The organism is Shewanella waksmanii (assembly GCF_043643685.1).
GTDB lineage: Bacteria > Pseudomonadota > Gammaproteobacteria > Enterobacterales > Shewanellaceae > Shewanella > Shewanella waksmanii_A.
The window spans coordinates 91,624-108,784 of sequence record NZ_JBHZSN010000008.1 but is presented as its reverse complement, the minus strand read 5'-3'; the positions used below and the strand labels follow the sequence as shown (position 1 = coordinate 108,784).

Here is a 17,161-nt window from a genome sequence, read left to right as displayed (position 1 = left end):
TACTAACCTGCTTGGTTAACTTAAAGGGATTAAAGCCGCTTGACGTCAACCGTTAAGCTGTCAAGGTGAGCTGCAATATCAGTCGATGGGGAAGGACTTTGCTGACCACCAAGGTGTTTAGCAAAAAAGCGCTCCATCGCTAGAATGTATGCCAATTTATTGCTGCGCTTTTGAAATCCATGGCCTTCATCTTTGGCCAAAATATACTCCACCGGCAGTGACTTTTGGCTGAGTGCTTTGGCAATGTTGTCAGATTCAATTTGCGTCACCCGCGGGTCATTGGCTCCCTGCACTAGCAATAGCGGGGTTTTAATGTTGTCGACGAAATTGATCGGTGATCTGGCCTGCATATCAACTCGATCTTCGGCAATGGCTGGGTCGCCAACCGCATTGTAAAACTGCCCTAGGTAGGGGCGATAATAATCAGGAAATGCTTCCATTAACGTAATTAAACTAGATGGTCCCACATAGCTGACAGCTGCTTTATACAGATCGGGTGTGAATGTGGTGCCGGCAAGTGCCGCATAGCCACCATAGGAGGCGCCCATGATACCAATACGTGATTTATCTGCGATGCCTTGTTCAATCAAGAAATTAACGCCATCGGTTAGGTCATTCTGCATGCTGCCCGTGCCCCAGTTCTTGTTGCCTAGGTTTAAGAAGCGTTTACCAAAACCAGTAGAGGCACGAAAGTTTGGCTGCAATACCGCATAGCCACGATTAGCCAGCAACTGAGCGACTGGATTAAAGTAGCCTGATCCAAGTGTCCAATAATCCCGTGCCCATGGACCGCCGTGGGGAAGTACAATAGTAGGTAGCTGTTGTTGCTGATTTAATGGCAAGGTCAAATAGGCTTGAATAGTCACGCCGTCGCGGGCGGTATATTGAATCGATTTGCGCGCTGACAGTAGACTGGGATCGATACTATTGGCTTGTGCCAGCAGCACTTTGACGATACCTGTATTTGCGTCATAAAGATATTCACTTCCCAATGTGCGATCGCTGGCGACATGCAGTTGCCAAAGTCCAGTTTGTTGGTTGCGATCGACAACGCTAATTTCAACATCATTTTTGAAGTGTTGGTTTATCTGTTGCCAATGTTTGTTAAAGCTTTCAGTGAGGCCATAAGTGCGTAGTCGTCCACCATAGTAAGAAACAGCAATAGGGTTACCGTCATCATCGAACAGGACTTCATGCACATCGGACTCGTTATTTGGATCTTGATGAATGGTTTTTATCTCGCTGCTCTGCAGGTCTATTTCAAGCAGCTGTTGTTTATCTCGACCAGCAATATTGGCTTGAATATAGGCGCTGGTTTGCTCTTGGTTTACTCGTAAGATTTGAATGTCCTCACCAAACTCGGTAGTGAGTATTGGCTGCCACTGGCCTTGCTTGTTGAAAAACAGCGTGCGGGTGTTATCGGCATTGCTATTTGCTGCAAGCACTGGTTTACCTGCAGCATTCACCTCAACCTGGCCGAAGCCTAAGTGATTTTCCATGATTGAAGTTAGCTGATGGCTTTTAATATCTAACTGATAAAGATCCAGACGCTGAGCATCACTATGGTTAGCCATTACTATCAGTTGATCTGGGTGCTCTTTAGGCTGCCTTACCAATATATACCGGCTGTCAGTTTTTGCTGTTAGCGCCTGTACCTTACCGGTTAGGATCTTTGCATTAGGGTCAAAGGATAGACGGTATAGCTGAGTGTTCTCATTGCCATCAGTGTCTTTGGCGAAAAACAACTGATTGTCATCTAAAGACCACTGAAACTCCGCAATCGGCGCTGAATATCGGGTAATGGCTTGTGCCTTATCTAACTCACTGCCAACGGGCATTAGGTAAATGTTTTTTGCTCCGCGGTAATCTTTCAAAAAAGCCAGCCACTTGCCGTCATGGGAGGTCTGAATATTGCTAATACCTTGTTCATTAAAGAACGCTTCGATTGGCAATAATGTTGCGGTGTTGACAACCTGTTGTTGCTCAACACCCTGGGAAATAGTGCTGTTTGAGTGGCATCCAGAAAGTAGCGTAGTGACTGCGCTGGCAGTAACAAGTAAACAACCTAGTATGTGCTTGTGCCTCATGACGGGCTCCTTAATAACTATATCCAGTGGTGCCATCGTTAAGAGATGGCCTTTTCCTTGAGTTGTTATTTAGGCTATTACATAAAATAATTATTGTAAAACGATAATTTTATATTTTTTTGCGATTATTTTTTGTTGTGTGGTACCATTTGGCTGTCAATGGTTAGGGAAGATGTGGGTCATGAACGGCAAAATGCAAAAGTTAAGTCAACTCAGTGGCTATTTACGTGGGCTGGTACTGTTTGCCACTGCGGTGGTGATTGGTTATTTGGGTTACCAGTTAGGCGTCAATGGCGAGCTGAGATTAGGAAGTACCCCACTCACAGAAGCACTTTGGCACGATGAGCGTGCAAGTCATACAGTACTGTTGATGATGGTGTTGCCGCAATTTATCACCATGCTCTTGGGGGTTTTTTGGTTACAACGTTTGCTGGGCTACTATCAGCAGGGACTATTCTTTACCGCGGAGTCGATGCGTTGTTACCTGTGGTTAATTTGGTTAAAAGTGGCAGACTTTGGGTTAGATATTGTGCGTCATTTAGCGGTTGGCAACTACCATAGCCAGTTTTTCACTTCTACCGAAATAGAGCTGCCGATTGATTTTGGTAACCTGACTACCTTGCTATTGATGTTGGTGATTGTGTATCTACTTAAAGCGGCAAAAGAGATTGAAGCCGAGAACAAAGAGTTTATCTAAGCGATGGAAATTATTGTAAATCTAGATGTGATGATGGCTGTCCGAAAAGTAAGCTCCAAAGAATTGGCTAAAGCCATTGATATCACCGAAGCGAATCTGTCCTTGTTAAAACGTGGCAAAGTGAAAGGGGTGCGTTTTGAAACGTTAGCGAAGATCTGTGCCTATTTGCAGTGTCAGCCAGGCGATATTTTAGCTTATCGGTCCAAACCTGAGTAAGCCTCATTAATGTAGCGTAAAGCAAGAGAAAAACGCCTTAGGTTTATGGAAGGCGTTCTTAATTTTTAGAACTGATAGTTTACTTCAATTCGATGATCACCATTTTCAAAACTCACATTTTCATTCCAGTTGGCATAGTAACGAATCGTGGTGCGAGGATTAAGTTGATAGCTGAGTGCCGCTTCGTGTAGCAACACACTATCTTCGCCCTGCAAGCCATGCTGTTTGAAGATATCTGATCCTGACATGGTTCCCATATACATAGGGTTGTAGTTCAGCCAAACTTTATCACTCAGTTCGACTTTTCCATATAAACCTGCAACGTAGAATGTTCCGTGCAAATCCCAACGATCTTGTGCCTGTGCAGCACCAGAGTTGTCACTATCAAAAGACTCACCAAATGCGACACCTAGGCCCGCTAACGGGTATAAGCTAACGGGGCCCATCTTAGGTAGTGCTTGAATGAAGTTATAGGATGCACTTCCTTGAGTTCCTTGGTTTGGGGTGAAACTAAGGTTGACATCAATCTCACTGCCGCGACCATTAGTCAGGTCAACATTGAAGTTACGAAAGCGTAGCGAGTCGATGCTGTCTGTTCCTTCTCGGTTATTCCAGCCAATGGCATCTCCGGCAAAGCCTTTCACTTCTAATCTATTCATTCCTATCGTAGTATCAGAACCTGTGTCGTAGGTTTGACCCACTTTTAAATTTAGCCCTTTATCGGTATAGCCAAGCCCAGCTTGAGTATAAACCGCAAGCGGATCGGACATATCCTGCAGTTCAACTTCTTCGGCAATAGCGTGAGAACTCAATGCAAAAGTAATGGCTAAACTAAGTGAAGTCAATGTGGATGAGTTTTTCATAATCAGTACCTATTTAGTGTTGATGTATTAAGTTGCTGACTATTCTGAAGGTCATTATCAACTTGGAAATGGCTTTTGAAGACTTTCTTGAAGTCTTTTTGTGACTTGAGGTGGGTAAAGGTTGAGTGTCAATGCTTAGAGCGGTCGAGTGACTTAGTCCAAGAGGTGGGCTAGTCTATAGCTGTGGTCAAAACTCAAAAGGCTGGAAATGAGTTTCAGTTTCTTTGAGAATGTCAATTAACCATTTAGTTAGTGGTTTATTTCGATTTTTTCTCGCATAGGTACAGACGATTTGAGAGTTAGGTAAAGACTTTGAATCGACTTTGAATTTAAGTGGCTTTAGATGACTTCTCGGATCATTATATATTTCAATCGTACTGAGTAATAACATGTTTTGTGATTCTGCAACCTGCATGGCCAATATTAGGCTATCAGTTTGGAAGCGCACGCTGGCTTTTACTCCCATGTCCTCAAGAATGGAGTCCACATAGATATTTTTTTCATCAATATGTGGAATAGTAAGAGAAACAAAATGATATTGTTCTAAATCTTTGGTCGTGACGGTTTTAAGTTGGTGGAGGGGGTGGCTTTCTGCGGCAAAAATAGCAAAGTAATCCTCTGCGAGTTTTTGTTGATAGATAGAGTTTGGTAGGCTTTCGCTGTAATAATTTACGCCAATCGCTGCTCGATTATCTAGAAGTTGCTCTACAGAGGCTTGATCCCAGCTTTTCATAAACCATGTTGCATTAGGTGCGTCCCTTGATAAGAACTCAAAGATTTTTGCGCCGTACAATAGTTGTGATTGATGATTAAGGTAAATCACATAGCGTCCGGTTAGCTGTGAAGGATCAAACTCGCTATTGGTGGCAACGATATCATCAATACTATTAAGTAGGCTTGGCAGTTTTTCAACTAACGCTTCGGTAAATGCTGTGGGTGAGAGTTGATTCCCCGTGCGAATGAACAATGGCTCATTAAAGGATTGTCGACATTTTGCGAGATTACGGGCTACGGCAGATTGGGATATATCTAGTTGTTCTGCGGTAACGTAGGTGTTACGAGTGTTATAGAGGTTGAGTAAGACCTTAAGCGCTTTAAAATCTAAATTGTCCATTTTGCTCCCAAACTCAGATAGAACAAGTTGCTGATTGTCATTGTTATCATTTTTACCAGACTACCAGAAAGCGAGCAGAAATTGAAAATATACAGTAAGCGAACAAACCAAAGAGCACATATACCTTGGTGTGAGTGAAAGAGGCCGCTTCTTTACGGTTATGCGTGGCAGTAGGTATTCACTGCTCTACCGTTTTGAGTAGACTTATGAATGCATATTAGATGTTTTCTGTGGTGGCGCTTAAGCGATTGTTTATCTCACCACACACTGAAGTTACCATTTTGCATGGCGGTCATAGGCAGGATCTGCCATCGTTAATCTCCCTCCTTTTACAAGTATTAACTTGTATACCTCCAAAAATCAGCCAGTTCAATTGCAGGAAAGAAAGTGACTGGCGCACTATTCTACATTGAGTCTATGACGATTTTGCTAAACGAGGAGCTTGCCTACGGCAACGCCTCGTTATTTGAAAGTACTATTACTGTTGGTCATATAAGTGTATTGGAGTCGCATTGTTAGGCTGTTGAGAATATTATAAAGGCCATCATAGCTTTGCTCCCAGACGAGCAATATCTGGCAGCAAAGCGAGTCTATTGAGGTTAATAGTATCAGCAGTTATAACGCTTGAAGGTAAGATTTTACTGCGGTAATTCTTACTGTCGCCGCACCAATTATGTCGATGAACCCAAGTAATGGTGTGGGTTTATCAGCACTAATCCAAGCAGAGCCCGTGGCACCGATAGGTAGTGCCGCCATAGTCTCAGCATCAATTTCTAGTATGACCGTTCTACCTACAGGCGCGGATCCTCGCTGTATATGCTGAGAAACAAATTGTTCTTGTGGTAGCAAACTCCCTTGTGCCTCCCCTGTCGCTTTTACAATGCTGTGAACTTTAGCGCGAAAAATCTCACCGGGATGGCTGTGAACAAAAAATTCACTGAACTGTCCTGGCTGGATGTTGCGATATGCTTGATCTGGGATCCGCATTTCGACAAATTTCTTACTCGTGTCCCAAAGGTGCAATGAACCCACACGCGAGCCATCGGCGATAAACACATGAGTGACCATGCCATCAAATGGAGCGGTAACGGTTAGGCGTGCTAGCTCAAACTCTAGGTTGAGACGTTGTGCTGCTAAGCTGGCTTTTTCTGCATCATATACGGCCAATTCGGCGGTAAGTTTATCTACCAGATCGGCAGCTTGTTCTTTCTCTTGCTGGGAAATGTGTTGCTGCAACCCTTGGTGACGCAGGTGATCACGCTTTGCCTGAGACAGTGCAACTTGCTTTGCCGCCTGTTGGCGCTGCGCCTTGACTCGCTTGGCATCTAACTCTGCAATTTTAGCCGTGAGCTGATCGTCTTTAAGTACATACAATACATCCCCTTGGCTAATGGCTTGGTTGTGTTCCACATAGACTTTATCAATGTGTTGCCCAAGTGCAGGCGAGAGCACCGCATGTGGCGCCTTTACCGTGGTCGAGTTAGTCAGATCGGCTGGCGAATAAAATCGGTGACCGAAAAACAATGACAATGCCAGTAATACACCAATAAATACTGTAATGAAGTAGTTTTTGGCTGAGCGTTTGAGTACTTTGAATTTAAACAATAACCATACAATAAGAATGTAAGGTAGCATTATCTCTTTCATTATCTTGTTCCTTTAATCCAAGTTTGAACTTTATCCCAGTCGGTAACGATGGCGAGCGCTGCGAGAAACCATAGGGGTTTCCATACTAGGCCTAGAATGCATAACCAGAAGATGAGCTTAGCTTGAGCGAGGCCTTTCTCTTTGGCTAAATGTTTAGGAATAGAGTGTATTTGCCACAGCTTGGCCGATACCCAGCCAATAATGGCAATAGTGACTATGACGATAAACCACATGAACTCAATGGAGTTGAGCAGTGGGTATACCTGCGGTAAAGCTTCAAACTGTAAGCTTGTATCATTGATTTTCATCTGAGCCCTCGTTATACAAAGTAAAGTGTTAATGGCAGCGCTGTTGGTGTGCTGTTTAATAACGTTGGGGCTATTATGAAGTTTTTAATCGACTTGTTTAACAGCGTGAATCGGTTTTTTACGAGTCGGATTTAGACTTGATGTGCGAAGGGCTAGTGGTTTGTAAAGGGGGCGTCACCTCATTAAATTATGAGGTGCGCATAAAAAAGTTATGAGTAACTGTATTGGTTAACTTAAGTTGTCGATGGGTTATACAGCGGAGAAATCATCTCTTTGAGTATGGTTGTTAACCATATAATCAGCGGATCTTTTGCCTGATTTGCACTATATGCACAAGTGAGTGCTATATCAAAGCTGCTGCAACAACTGTCGGCCAATTTGACGATTTTTAGGCTTGGATGGTGATCATCGCTTAATATTTGCGAGCCAACAAATAGTAAGGATTGATTGTGAGCAATTTGTGCTGCGAGGGCTACAGAGTCAGTGTGTATTTGAGCGGTGATTGAAGGCTGACTGTCAAGCGTGTGTTCTAATCGATTGCTGTTGTGCTTATCGCTGGCATTTAATGGTAACGATATGAACTCATACTGAGTTAGTTGCTCCATTGTCACGTGCGGCACATTATGTATTGGGTGCTGTTTATCTGCCCAAATAACCAGTTTATCGTTGGCGATACGGTCTTGGGTTATCACACTTGGTAAATCGTGGTTGATGTAGTCTATCCCTAATGTAACTTGCTGGTTAATCAGGTTTTCGATGGCTTGACTTTGCCAGTCGGTGATAGTCCAGCTGGCATTGGGGGTCAGTGTTGATAGCCGCTCCGCCAGTGCAGTGCTTATTTTGGGGGGCAATTGCGCTCCGACAAATAGCTGGTAGTGACCGCTCAGCTTAGCTGGATTGAAGGCGCTTTGCATCACAATATCGTTGAGGCGAGCGGTGAATACCGGCAGCTCGATTGCTAAAGCGTGCATCAGTTGCGTGGGGCACAGTTGCTTGCCTTGGCATACAAATAAAGGGTCATTGAGTGCCTGGCGACTTTTCGCTAGCGTTCGGCTGACCAATGACTGCGATACTTGCATGTTTTCGGCAGTTTGATAGGTGTTATGGGTGTGGTAAAGATCTAACAAAATCCGCATGCTGCGCAGATCTAAGTTTTCCATAATGTGCTCTCTTTAATTGGGCGACAACCTCATGGTGCTAATATTGAGGTAGTAGGGGTTAATGATGATTAAGGGTCTGCCGCTAGAGTGACTCTAGCGGCTTGAGGTATCCGCTCTATAGGCGACTTTAGAAGCGCCAGTCGAAACCGACAGAAATCTTAGTATCTTCACCGCGAACGTAAGTGCTGTTAGACATAGGGTTGTTAATGTCGTCTAGCTTGATGTTGGTGTACTTGGCTTCTAAGTAGATGTTAAATACAGCATCACCGACTTTAGTGCGTGTGCCCTGGAGCAATACCAAGTCAACCATTTGCATCTCTACGCCACCGTAGGTGGAGCCACCAAATGCTTGGAATACCGTATAGTGGGTGTCATTCCATGGGTGCAGACCGTATAGGTTCACTGACGCCATGTGGGCATCATCGCCACCGAGCATAGCTTTAATGTCACCACCAGAGATGTTCATTGATTCCAAGGCAAATGAGCTGCCACTGCCGAGTGAATAGCCGTTAAGCTGTGCTGGTGCCATGCCTGCATTGATGTCACCGGCCATCTTGTTGGTGTCAAAGTCAATGTAGGTGTAGTTGACCGACGGGAAGAACATTGTGGTGTCATTAGTTGCGGTCAGTGGCAACATGTAACCGGCGGTATATAAATCGACGGCGTCAGTGATGTTCACGTCAAGATAAACCCCACCAAAGCGCTCATCAAAGTTAGCTAGGCGGAATCTGAAGTCTTCAGACTGGGTGAAGTACTCACCAATCATAATGGTTTGAGTTTGGTATTCGCCATTACCATATAGGTTGTCAAAGCCGCCGCCCGCGACTAATTTAATTTCGCCATTTTGATCAGTAGCAATACCACCACGCCAAGATGTATTACGTGGGTCAGCATCATGGACTTCGGTGTCTGCTGCAAATACGGCAGCTGAAGTTGATAGAGAAAGTGCAGCGACTAAACCAAGTGTGGTGAATGTTTTTGAGTTGTTCATCATCAATACCCTGTAAGTTGAAATAAGTTGTTTCGTTAAGTTGGGTGTATTATTGATTTAAAATTCAACTTGGTTAATAGCGTTAAACAACTGGGTTCAAGTTGATTTGTGACTTGCGGTGGTACTTTACCTGTGTGTTATCTGCTTATTGATGATCGGCATAAGCTATTAGTGGGCATTTGAACGCATTGTGAAATTAAACTAATCGCAAATATCGCGTTGATGAATCAAATTGACTGACTGGTATCTATAGAAAAAATCCGTCCGGCAAAGGGGTAAATATCCGGACGGGAGCAATGAAAAGGGTGGCAGGGATTTGGGCGTGTTGATCTTTCACAGGCTTGACATTGAAAGATCTACAGGCCCTATTTATTGCAAAAACTCCTCTCTTTTGGCGTACTTTTGGGTTAACGCTTCAAGATAAGGTTGAACCTCTTTGTCTCCCCAATCTAAGTAGCCGCGTAAGAATCCGATTAGGTTACCGTCACCATCAAGTACAAAGGTGGCTGGTACCACGTTAGCGGGTAACACTTCATCTAAAGAATATTGTTCTCTGTGGTAGGTCAGATAATCGCCTAAGCCATGTTTATCAAGGAATGGCTGGATATCTTTGGTCGATTCATCAATCGAGACCGGTACCACCACCAAATCTTTGTCTTTATTTGCCTGACGGATCCCCTCCATCATAGGGATCTCTTTAATGCAGGGGCCACACCAGGTAGCCCATAGGTTGACCAGCACCACCTTGCCTTTGTACTGATCTAAATTGATGTTCTGTCCAGTTAGGGTTTCTAGCTCAATTTCACTCATGGCACGTGCGTATTGCATCTCAATAAAACGCGACATGATCATCGGTTTACTGATGGCGGTGCCGGTGGCATAAACTTTGTCGCTTGGCATCGATGCGAACGCCAAATTGCTGGTCAATAACATGCTACACAAGCCGATAGCTATTGCGCGTTTAAACATCGTTTTGCTCCTGTTTTAACGTAATTTTTCGAAGAAACTTCTGACCAAAAATAATCATGGCAAAAACCATCAACAGCATGGCTGCTGGAATAACATACAGGGGGGCTGTTGCGGTGGATAAACTCGGCATATAACGAATTTTCTCGCCGTAACGTGCCACCATAAAGTCAATGATCTGTTGTTGGCTGCGGCCCTGTTCAAGCTGGCTAAATATTTCCGCTTTTAACTCGTTAGCAATTTGGTTTTGCGAGTCAAATAAGGTTTGGTTGGTCGCCATCGGGCAGCGTAGCGATTTAGCAATTTCAAAGCCTAAGGTTTTGATTTCAGCTTCACTGTAATAGCGCCTCGGCTCAGAAGCTTGTGCATTGGCAAGCACCGACACGATGCAGATGAGCAATATGCTCAACGCTTGGTTTAGTTTCATTGGTTTACCTCCGCGGTGGTGTTTAGCGCAGGGGCGGGCATAGATTGTGTCGTGCTGACACGCACTCGACTAGCAGAGATAGCCATAAAACCAGCGAGCATCATCAGTAGCGCACCCAGCCAGATCCAGCTCACTAATGGTTTGTAGCTTAAGCGGATGAGGTATTCAGTATCGCTCAGTGGAACGCCCATAGAGATATACATATCTGCAAATAAACTGCGTTTGATACCCGCCGCTGACAGCTGCATGCCATTGGTTTTGAAGGTCTGTCGTTGCGGGTAGATATAGCTGATCACCTTATCTTGGCTATCGCGCACACTAATATTGGCTTGTATCGCTTCAAAGCTTCGAGCATCCACATGCTCGGTTTGTTCATATACAAAGGTAAATCCGGCGAGTTGTTTACCTTGGCCTGGCCCCATACGTAGCAGCTCTTCTTGTTCAAAATTAGACACCACTGTGGCGCCTAAAATGGATAATGCCACCCCAAAGTGAGCAATACACATACTGTAAAAGCGCTTGCGGCGGGGCGGGTTACATAGGCGTGATAATGACAAGCTAGGGCTTTGAGTGAGTGCTTTGCCAATGGTAATGACTAAGCAACTGACAATCCAACAAACTGAGTAAACACCGCAGAATAACCAAATATCGAAGCTTTGTTTTACCAGATAGCATGCAAGTAAACCTAGCAGGCTGATGGTGAGCGTTAACCCTAACAGTAATCGATAAGGCGGGCGCTCATCCGCTTGCCAACGTAATAACGGTGCAGCGCCCATTAACAGGCTCATCAACCAGACAATAGGGATAAACAGACTGTTAAAGTAAGGGGCGCCGACCGAAATAGCATGGCCGGTGATCACTTGATATATCAGTGGGTAGCAGGTGCCAAGTAAGACTGATAGTGCTGCTACCACCAAAAGCAAGTTACCCAAAAATAACAGGCTTTCTTTACTGACCTGTTTGAATTTAGGTGGCTGGATAAGCTGCGGAGCTCGCGCTGCAAACAGGGTAAAGCTTGCTATTGCGGTGACGACCAACAAAACCAATATTGATGACCCCCGAGTGGGATCGGCAGCAAATGCGTGCACAGATTGCACCACGCCAGAACGCACTAAAAAGGTGCCTAGTAGGCAGAGAATAAAGCCTACGATACACAGTAGTATGCTACTGGCATGGAAGCAGTGACGTTTTTCACTCAAGATCAGCGAGTGCAGGATGGCGGTAGACACAAGCCAGGGAATAAACGATGCGTTTTCAACAGGATCCCAGAACCACCAACCACCCCAGCCAAGTTCGTTGTAGGCCCACCACGAGCCAAATGCATTACCGCCAGTGAGGAATATCCAAGCCAGTAATGCCCAGGGGCGAATGCGTTTACAATGTTGCTGCACAAGGGATTTAGGGCCGGTAAGTGTTGCAATAGCACCAGCAAAGCAGGCAGTTAATCCCACATAGCCTAAAAACAGCAGTGGTGGGTGTAGTATCAAACCTATGTCTTGCAAAATCGGATTTAAGTCACGCCCTTCAACAGGGATTTCCGGTAATAATCGCGCAAATGGATTGGAGGTAAATAGTAGGAACAGCAAAAAACCTACCATAACCGCAGCCAAAACAGCACTGACATGATTGTCAAATTGACTGTTTTTGGCGCCACGATGACGAATGCATAAGCTCCACAGTGCGGTGGCGGTGATCCAAAACAGCATTGAGCCTTCATGGCCACCCCAAACAGCGGCAACCTTATAGACAGTTGCCAATTGTGTATTTGAACTGTTGGCGATATACGCTACAGAAAAATCATCCACAATAAATAGGTAGCCTAAAATACCAATAGCGAGTATTAACGCCATTGCAGCTAGTTTTACCAAAATATCTATGTATTGATTTTCGGTTAATTCATCGACTGATATTAATTTTGATTTTATTGCTAAAGGGAACAACGATATTGTAATCGAAATAACCGTGGCAATAATGATTAGTATTAATCCAACTTCTGCCATCATGGTATTCACCACTTTATTGCTCATTAAAAATAATGTTTGGCTTTAGATAGCCATTAAACATTAGCTTGTTACGACTTACTTATATTTATTCCTCAACACTAAATTGGTTTTAGTCGGTTTTCTGTGAGCTCAATCATGTAAATCTCTGCGGTTTTAATCCCTACAAACTTTTCATAATTCAAAGCCGGTGTTTAGGTTTTTTTAGATGTAAAAATTGGCTTTTTAGAACTGATATATACTTACTGATATTTTTTATGCAATTGTTTTTTAAATGGTTTTTGTTGTTTTATTTGTTTTGATATTTGAATCGCGGTCGAGTGTGCGCTGGGTCATGTTTTTTTCCGGTTTTATATGAAGAATACTGTAATTGCTCAGTTGTTTAAGTTGTTAGTTGAACGGTTAGTTTGAACAAAATCCAGTTAAGTAATGTGCAATGGAATAACCATTATTGTCTGGTAACAAAAAACAAAATATAAATATTTAGGAGTGTATGATGAGACGATGGAAACACAAGGTAGCACTAAGTGTGCTATTTTGCTTCGGTGCCATTGCGAACGTAAATGCTGCTGGTGGTAAATATAACAGCGTACCTGAAATGGGTAAGACTGCCAAAGAAGCAATTGCTAACTATCAAGGCATGGAACAAGTAAACGGCGTTAAAACCTTACAAGATTATGTTGTTCAAGAAGCCGAATTATTTGATTTCCTATTTGAAAACCACCCGATGTTTAAATATCAACAGTCGGGTAACCTAGTGGGTGATTACCACATTAGTGACCGTGGCGAAGAGTATTTAGATACTGGACACAGTCCGAAATACAGTAAGCGCGTTGGTGCACCTCGTGCAGTACAGTACCGCTTAGGGGCCAAATCAATCCTTGATTACCCAAACAACTTCGTTGGTCCAGAGAAGTGTGCTGAGTGTCATGCGACCCAATATGAAAAGTGGCAGCGTTCTCGCCATGCGAAAACAATTCGTTTCCCAGGTGAGCATCCAGAGGTCGATAACGACCTAGAAAAAACCATGTATGACACCAAGGATACCTCGATTTTACCAGATGGTATTACCCCAGATGTGATCTACGCAACGGTAGGTACGCCTCGTACTAAATACGGTTTCATTGACGCATGGTTGGTTCGTGGTACTTACCATATTGAAGGCGGATTATTGCGTGATGGTACAGGTAAAATGGTTGCCGGTGCTAACCAGTTCTCTCGTGGTTGGGCTGAGTGGCTGACGCCTGAGATGTCTAAAAAAATTAATGCCGCTATTCCTGAGTTCCCGCTCACCATAGCTGATTTCGGTGATTCTGGTTCTCACCAAAAAGGCATGAGCTCTTATGGTGCTAAGTACCGTAAAGAGATGTTATTCCAACCTGCAAGTTCTTATTGCGAAGTGTGCCATACCTTCAAGTTTGATTTCCAAAGCAAGCAAGAATACTTCGATGCACTTGGTGATCCTAAGAAGCTGCAAGAACACACCATTTCTAAAGGTATTGCGTGTGAAGAGTGTCATGGCGCAGGCGGTCACTTAGATGGCGGTACTGGCGGCATGCAGTCTAACTGTGAACGTTGTCACCAACGTTTCCAATATGACGACACATTAGCCGATACACCACAAGCGCAAGAGAAGCGTGAGTATGCGTTCGGCGTGAAAATGAAGTCGCTATGTCCATCATGCGGTACTGAAGGTTCGCAAATGTATAACTCTGCTCACTATGAGAAGGGTATGCGCTGTACGACTTGTCACGATCCACACGAAGTCACAGATGGTGACTGGATGTCAGGTTTCACTACACCTAAGTTGAAGAAAGACTGTACTGATTGTCACGAAGCACAAACCTTGATTGCTAGCAACACTGACACTCACAGTAACCAGACTTGTCAAAGCTGTCACATGCCTAACATGGGTAGCTGTGAAAACTTCAAAGCGATGCAGTTCCCAGATCAAGCTGGCTTCGATGCGGTACGTAAGTCTCACATGTGGAAAATTGAAGTTGACCCAACATTGAAGACACTTAATCCACCTGCTGGTGAGCCACGTATCCAAGGTCCGAATGCGGGTAAAGGTTGGACTGTTGCTAAGAACGAAGAAGGTCGCTCTTACTTAGATTTGATGTGGTCATGTGCGCGTACTGCGATTTCAGATCACGATGTTGTTGAGAACAAAGGTTGTCACAGCCAATTCCAATCTGAGCTAGAAACGGGTCTGCACTACAAAGACCAAATCCAAATCTACGGTGAAGTCATGAAGTGGCAGAAACCAATTAAGGAAGTGTTCACTGAAGTAGAACAAGCCTTAGAGCGTATCGACCAACTTCTAGAAGTGACCAAGCTATCTACTGAAGATAAGACTCAAGTATTGATGCTAGCTGAAAAAGCACAAGAAACTGTGGACTTAATCAAAGCTGATGGTTCTTGGGGTGTTCACGGATTCCGTTACAGCCAAAAACGTCTTGATGCGGCACTGACTTATGTCACTCAAGCGCAAAACATCTTAGATAACAGCGGCTACACAGCTAAAGCTAACTAAGTAAAGTCACCCTACCTCGGCATCTTAGCTGTGTTGATTAAGGTGCCGGGGTCATTAGGTCACAGCGGGAGAGTCAAATGAAGGCAAAGATTACCACAGCAATAATCAGCCTAATGATGGTGGCAGGGATACCCCATGTATTTGCTGGTGGCGGGTCAGAAATGGCACCAGCGACCTATCACGAAATTCAGTTAAACACGATCACTATGGTGGAGGCTGAATCGTTATTAGGTCAAAAGGATGTGTTGTTCTTTGATGTAAACACATTGGAGTTATGGGCAGAAGGGTTTATTCCAGGCGCTACTTTTTTCAACGTCGATAACTGGAAAGATTTACTACCTAAAGAAAAAGACAAAGTGATGATTTTTTATTGTGCCAATCGACTTTGTAATGCCAGCGAAATTGCGGCACGAGAAGTGATGAAGTTGGGCTACACCAATGTTCGTCAAATGCACGATGGCATATATGGTTGGCGCTTATCGGGTCGACCAACAGAAAAACCATAATAACAAACATTTACCGACAAAGTGTCGTTACGAGCAATAGTTAATTAGAGAGACATTACTATGAAAATCAGCAAGCATGTACTACGTAAAACTACCGTTGCCCTGTTATGTAGCTGTGCCTTTATTGCCCAAGCTGCCGAAAAAGAATCTGAAGTGAATGATGTGTCATATGCCTTAGGTGCATCGGTTGGTAAGTACATCTCTAGCAAAATCTATGATCAAACCGAATTGGGTGCTGAAGTCCAAGTACAAACGGTGATTGACGGGGTGATTGACGCCCTTAAAGGCGAGGTCAAGATGTCTGACGAAGATATCTTAACCCATCTCAATGCCCGCGCTGAGCAACTCAATGATATTCGCGATCAACAATTGGCGGCTGAATCTGCTAAAAACCTCGCTGCTGGTGAAGCCTTCCTTGCAGATAACCAAGCTAAGTCAGGAGTGACTGTGACTGAGTCAGGTTTGCAATATGAAGTAATTAAGCTCGGTGAGGGTCGTAAGCCGCTTGAATCTGATGTGGTCACTGTTCATTACAAAGGTGAGCTGATTGACGGTACGGTGTTTGATAACTCTCGTGATAGAGATGAGCCTAATCGTTTTGCCTTGATGACGGTGATTGACGGTTGGCAAGAAGGCATTCAATTAATGCCAGAAGGTTCTATCTATCGCTTAACTATTCCAACTGAACTTGCTTATGGTGAACGCCAAGTTGGCATCATTCCACCTAGTTCTGCATTGGTGTTTGAAGTTGAGCTGATGAAAGTGGAAGCGCCAGGTGAAAATGCACATGGCATGGGGCTATCTGGTATGGGCATGGGCGGTATGATCGGCGCTGGCCACTAAGTTTTTTGCCAACAGTAGAGAAATATTATGAACAGTCTTGTTTTGGGTATTGCCGTCACTTTGATTGCTTTTATCACGCCACTTTGGGTACTTCATCTCCGCACCCAAACTCAAGGCCAACCCCATGACACTATGACTCACCCTGCATCGTCTGTGTTGAAGAGATCGGGTGTACAGCTTCCCATCGGACTGTCTGTTTTTCTACTGTTGGCCACACTATTAACCTATAGCCAAATTGGCCGCTTTGATGATTGGGATAGCGGCTTTATCGATGAAAATATTGATTACCTTATTGCGGCAGATATTAACAAAAATGCCCGCGCGGCGAGTGAGCAACCTTATAACAAGATAGCGTTGCTAAACCTTGCCCATGCCTATGCTGAAGGCGGCATGTATGCCGAATCAGTTGAAACCTTAGACAAATTACTGGCAGTAGAGGGACAAGATGCTGAATTACTCGGTATGAAAGCCAATGCCCTTTACTACCGTGATGGCCGAGACATGAGCTTGCAGGTCTCTATCGTGATATCGCAAGCCTTGGCCGTTGATCCTTTCGAAGTTCAATCTCTGTTGTTATTGGCAACGCATGCCTACTTGAATAAGGAATATCAGGTGGCCATCAGTCACTGGCAAACGTTATTGGACAGCGAGAATCCAAGCATTAACCGAGCATCAATTAACAGCGCGATTTTAAAAGCTGAGCAAAAACTAACTAATCGTGCAGTGACTTCAACTGAGTAAGAGTCACTAAAACGTATAAGTATAAATTGGGTTAGCGAAACGCTGACCAATGGAGGATG

16 protein-coding genes are annotated in these 17,161 nt (G+C 44.2%); 6 read left to right on the top strand and 10 right to left on the bottom strand.

Features of this window, described 5'->3' with window-relative positions:
* Window positions 1-29: 29 nt before the first annotated feature.
* A complete protein-coding gene (locus tag ACHUFW_RS13700) occupies window positions 30-2,087 on the bottom strand; it encodes a S9 family peptidase (RefSeq protein ID WP_394203903.1) in 2,058 nt (685 codons plus the stop codon).
* A 181-nt stretch (window positions 2,088-2,268) separates the two neighbouring features.
* Here ACHUFW_RS13700 and ACHUFW_RS13695 point away from each other — a divergent pair, with 181 nt between their 5' ends.
* Complete coding sequence (locus ACHUFW_RS13695; RefSeq protein ID WP_394203902.1) at window positions 2,269-2,784, top strand: DUF2975 domain-containing protein; 516 nt, start codon at window positions 2,269-2,271, stop codon at window positions 2,782-2,784.
* A 3-nt stretch (window positions 2,785-2,787) separates the two neighbouring features.
* Complete coding sequence (locus ACHUFW_RS13690) at window positions 2,788-3,000, top strand: helix-turn-helix domain-containing protein (protein WP_394203901.1); 213 nt, start codon at window positions 2,788-2,790, stop codon at window positions 2,998-3,000.
* A 65-nt stretch (window positions 3,001-3,065) separates the two neighbouring features.
* Here the strand turns inward: ACHUFW_RS13690 and ACHUFW_RS13685 are convergent, their stop codons facing one another.
* The 9 genes from ACHUFW_RS13685 to ACHUFW_RS13645 all read right to left on the bottom strand — a co-directional run bounded on the left by ACHUFW_RS13685 (window position 3,066) and on the right by ACHUFW_RS13645 (window position 12,503).
* Complete coding sequence (locus ACHUFW_RS13685) at window positions 3,066-3,863, bottom strand: hypothetical protein (protein ID WP_394203900.1); 798 nt, start codon at window positions 3,861-3,863, stop codon at window positions 3,066-3,068.
* Window positions 3,864-4,050: 187 nt separating this feature from the next.
* Window positions 4,051-4,977 (bottom strand): LysR substrate-binding domain-containing protein, encoded by a 927-nt coding sequence (locus ACHUFW_RS13680; RefSeq protein ID WP_394203899.1) that lies wholly within the window; start codon window positions 4,975-4,977, stop codon window positions 4,051-4,053.
* Window positions 4,978-5,592: 615 nt separating this feature from the next.
* The gene (locus tag ACHUFW_RS13675) at window positions 5,593-6,624 is read right to left on the bottom strand and encodes an HlyD family secretion protein (protein WP_394203898.1); all 1,032 of its coding nucleotides are present in this window, start codon (window positions 6,622-6,624) and stop codon (window positions 5,593-5,595) included.
* Window positions 6,624-6,932 (bottom strand): Mg2+ and Co2+ transporter, encoded by a 309-nt coding sequence (locus ACHUFW_RS13670; protein WP_394203897.1) that lies wholly within the window; start codon window positions 6,930-6,932, stop codon window positions 6,624-6,626. Before ACHUFW_RS13670 ends, ACHUFW_RS13675 begins: the two co-directional genes overlap by 1 nt.
* A 233-nt stretch (window positions 6,933-7,165) precedes the next feature.
* The gene (locus ACHUFW_RS13665; RefSeq protein WP_394203896.1) at window positions 7,166-8,092 is read right to left on the bottom strand and encodes a LysR substrate-binding domain-containing protein; all 927 of its coding nucleotides are present in this window, start codon (window positions 8,090-8,092) and stop codon (window positions 7,166-7,168) included.
* A gap of 127 nt (window positions 8,093-8,219) precedes the next feature.
* Window positions 8,220-9,083 (bottom strand): hypothetical protein, encoded by an 864-nt coding sequence (locus tag ACHUFW_RS13660; RefSeq protein WP_394203895.1) that lies wholly within the window; start codon window positions 9,081-9,083, stop codon window positions 8,220-8,222.
* Window positions 9,084-9,452: 369 nt separating this feature from the next.
* Window positions 9,453-10,052: a TlpA family protein disulfide reductase gene (locus ACHUFW_RS13655; RefSeq protein ID WP_394203894.1), complete on the bottom strand. Its 600-nt coding sequence runs from the start codon at window positions 10,050-10,052 to the stop codon at window positions 9,453-9,455.
* Window positions 10,045-10,476 carry a cytochrome c-type biogenesis protein gene (locus tag ACHUFW_RS13650; RefSeq protein ID WP_394203893.1) on the bottom strand — a complete coding sequence of 144 codons (432 nt, stop codon included), beginning with the start codon at window positions 10,474-10,476 and terminating at the stop codon, window positions 10,045-10,047. Before ACHUFW_RS13650 ends, ACHUFW_RS13655 begins: the two co-directional genes overlap by 8 nt.
* Window positions 10,473-12,503 carry a heme lyase CcmF/NrfE family subunit gene (locus tag ACHUFW_RS13645; protein ID WP_394203892.1) on the bottom strand — a complete coding sequence of 677 codons (2,031 nt, stop codon included), beginning with the start codon at window positions 12,501-12,503 and terminating at the stop codon, window positions 10,473-10,475. Before ACHUFW_RS13645 ends, ACHUFW_RS13650 begins: the two co-directional genes overlap by 4 nt.
* 469 nt (window positions 12,504-12,972) lie before the next feature.
* Between ACHUFW_RS13645 and ACHUFW_RS13640 the strand changes: the two genes are divergently transcribed.
* From ACHUFW_RS13640 to ACHUFW_RS13625, 4 genes are all read left to right on the top strand, one after another.
* Window positions 12,973-15,012, top strand: coding sequence for a multiheme c-type cytochrome (locus tag ACHUFW_RS13640; protein ID WP_394203891.1), 2,040 nt, complete (start codon window positions 12,973-12,975; stop codon window positions 15,010-15,012).
* Between the two features lie 113 nt (window positions 15,013-15,125).
* Window positions 15,126-15,518 carry a rhodanese-like domain-containing protein gene (locus ACHUFW_RS13635; protein ID WP_394203993.1) on the top strand — a complete coding sequence of 131 codons (393 nt, stop codon included), beginning with the start codon at window positions 15,126-15,128 and terminating at the stop codon, window positions 15,516-15,518.
* A gap of 60 nt (window positions 15,519-15,578) precedes the next feature.
* On the top strand, window positions 15,579-16,361 hold the full coding sequence (locus ACHUFW_RS13630; RefSeq protein WP_394203890.1) for an FKBP-type peptidyl-prolyl cis-trans isomerase: 783 nt from the start codon (window positions 15,579-15,581) through the stop codon (window positions 16,359-16,361).
* A gap of 27 nt (window positions 16,362-16,388) precedes the next feature.
* Window positions 16,389-17,102 carry a tetratricopeptide repeat protein gene (locus tag ACHUFW_RS13625; RefSeq protein WP_394203889.1) on the top strand — a complete coding sequence of 238 codons (714 nt, stop codon included), beginning with the start codon at window positions 16,389-16,391 and terminating at the stop codon, window positions 17,100-17,102.
* Window positions 17,103-17,161: the final 59 nt, after the last annotated feature.

Excerpts from the sequence above, each read along its gene's own strand:
- ACHUFW_RS13700 (WP_394203903.1), bottom strand. The coding sequence starts at position 2,087 with ATGAGGCACAAGCACATACTAGGTTGTTTACTTGTTACTGCCAGCGCA.
- ACHUFW_RS13695 (WP_394203902.1), top strand. The coding sequence starts at position 2,269 with ATGAACGGCAAAATGCAAAAGTTAAGTCAACTCAGTGGCTATTTACGT.
- ACHUFW_RS13690 (WP_394203901.1), top strand. The coding sequence starts at position 2,788 with ATGGAAATTATTGTAAATCTAGATGTGATGATGGCTGTCCGAAAAGTA.
- ACHUFW_RS13685 (WP_394203900.1), bottom strand. The coding sequence starts at position 3,863 with ATGAAAAACTCATCCACATTGACTTCACTTAGTTTAGCCATTACTTTT.
- ACHUFW_RS13680 (WP_394203899.1), bottom strand. The coding sequence starts at position 4,977 with ATGGACAATTTAGATTTTAAAGCGCTTAAGGTCTTACTCAACCTCTAT.
- ACHUFW_RS13675 (WP_394203898.1), bottom strand. The coding sequence starts at position 6,624 with ATGAAAGAGATAATGCTACCTTACATTCTTATTGTATGGTTATTGTTT.
- ACHUFW_RS13670 (WP_394203897.1), bottom strand. The coding sequence starts at position 6,932 with ATGAAAATCAATGATACAAGCTTACAGTTTGAAGCTTTACCGCAGGTA.
- ACHUFW_RS13665 (WP_394203896.1), bottom strand. The coding sequence starts at position 8,092 with ATGGAAAACTTAGATCTGCGCAGCATGCGGATTTTGTTAGATCTTTAC.
- ACHUFW_RS13660 (WP_394203895.1), bottom strand. The coding sequence starts at position 9,083 with ATGAACAACTCAAAAACATTCACCACACTTGGTTTAGTCGCTGCACTT.
- ACHUFW_RS13655 (WP_394203894.1), bottom strand. The coding sequence starts at position 10,052 with ATGTTTAAACGCGCAATAGCTATCGGCTTGTGTAGCATGTTATTGACC.
- ACHUFW_RS13650 (WP_394203893.1), bottom strand. The coding sequence starts at position 10,476 with ATGAAACTAAACCAAGCGTTGAGCATATTGCTCATCTGCATCGTGTCG.
- ACHUFW_RS13645 (WP_394203892.1), bottom strand. The coding sequence starts at position 12,503 with ATGAGCAATAAAGTGGTGAATACCATGATGGCAGAAGTTGGATTAATA.
- ACHUFW_RS13640 (WP_394203891.1), top strand. The coding sequence starts at position 12,973 with ATGAGACGATGGAAACACAAGGTAGCACTAAGTGTGCTATTTTGCTTC.
- ACHUFW_RS13635 (WP_394203993.1), top strand. The coding sequence starts at position 15,126 with ATGATGGTGGCAGGGATACCCCATGTATTTGCTGGTGGCGGGTCAGAA.
- ACHUFW_RS13630 (WP_394203890.1), top strand. The coding sequence starts at position 15,579 with ATGAAAATCAGCAAGCATGTACTACGTAAAACTACCGTTGCCCTGTTA.
- ACHUFW_RS13625 (WP_394203889.1), top strand. The coding sequence starts at position 16,389 with ATGAACAGTCTTGTTTTGGGTATTGCCGTCACTTTGATTGCTTTTATC.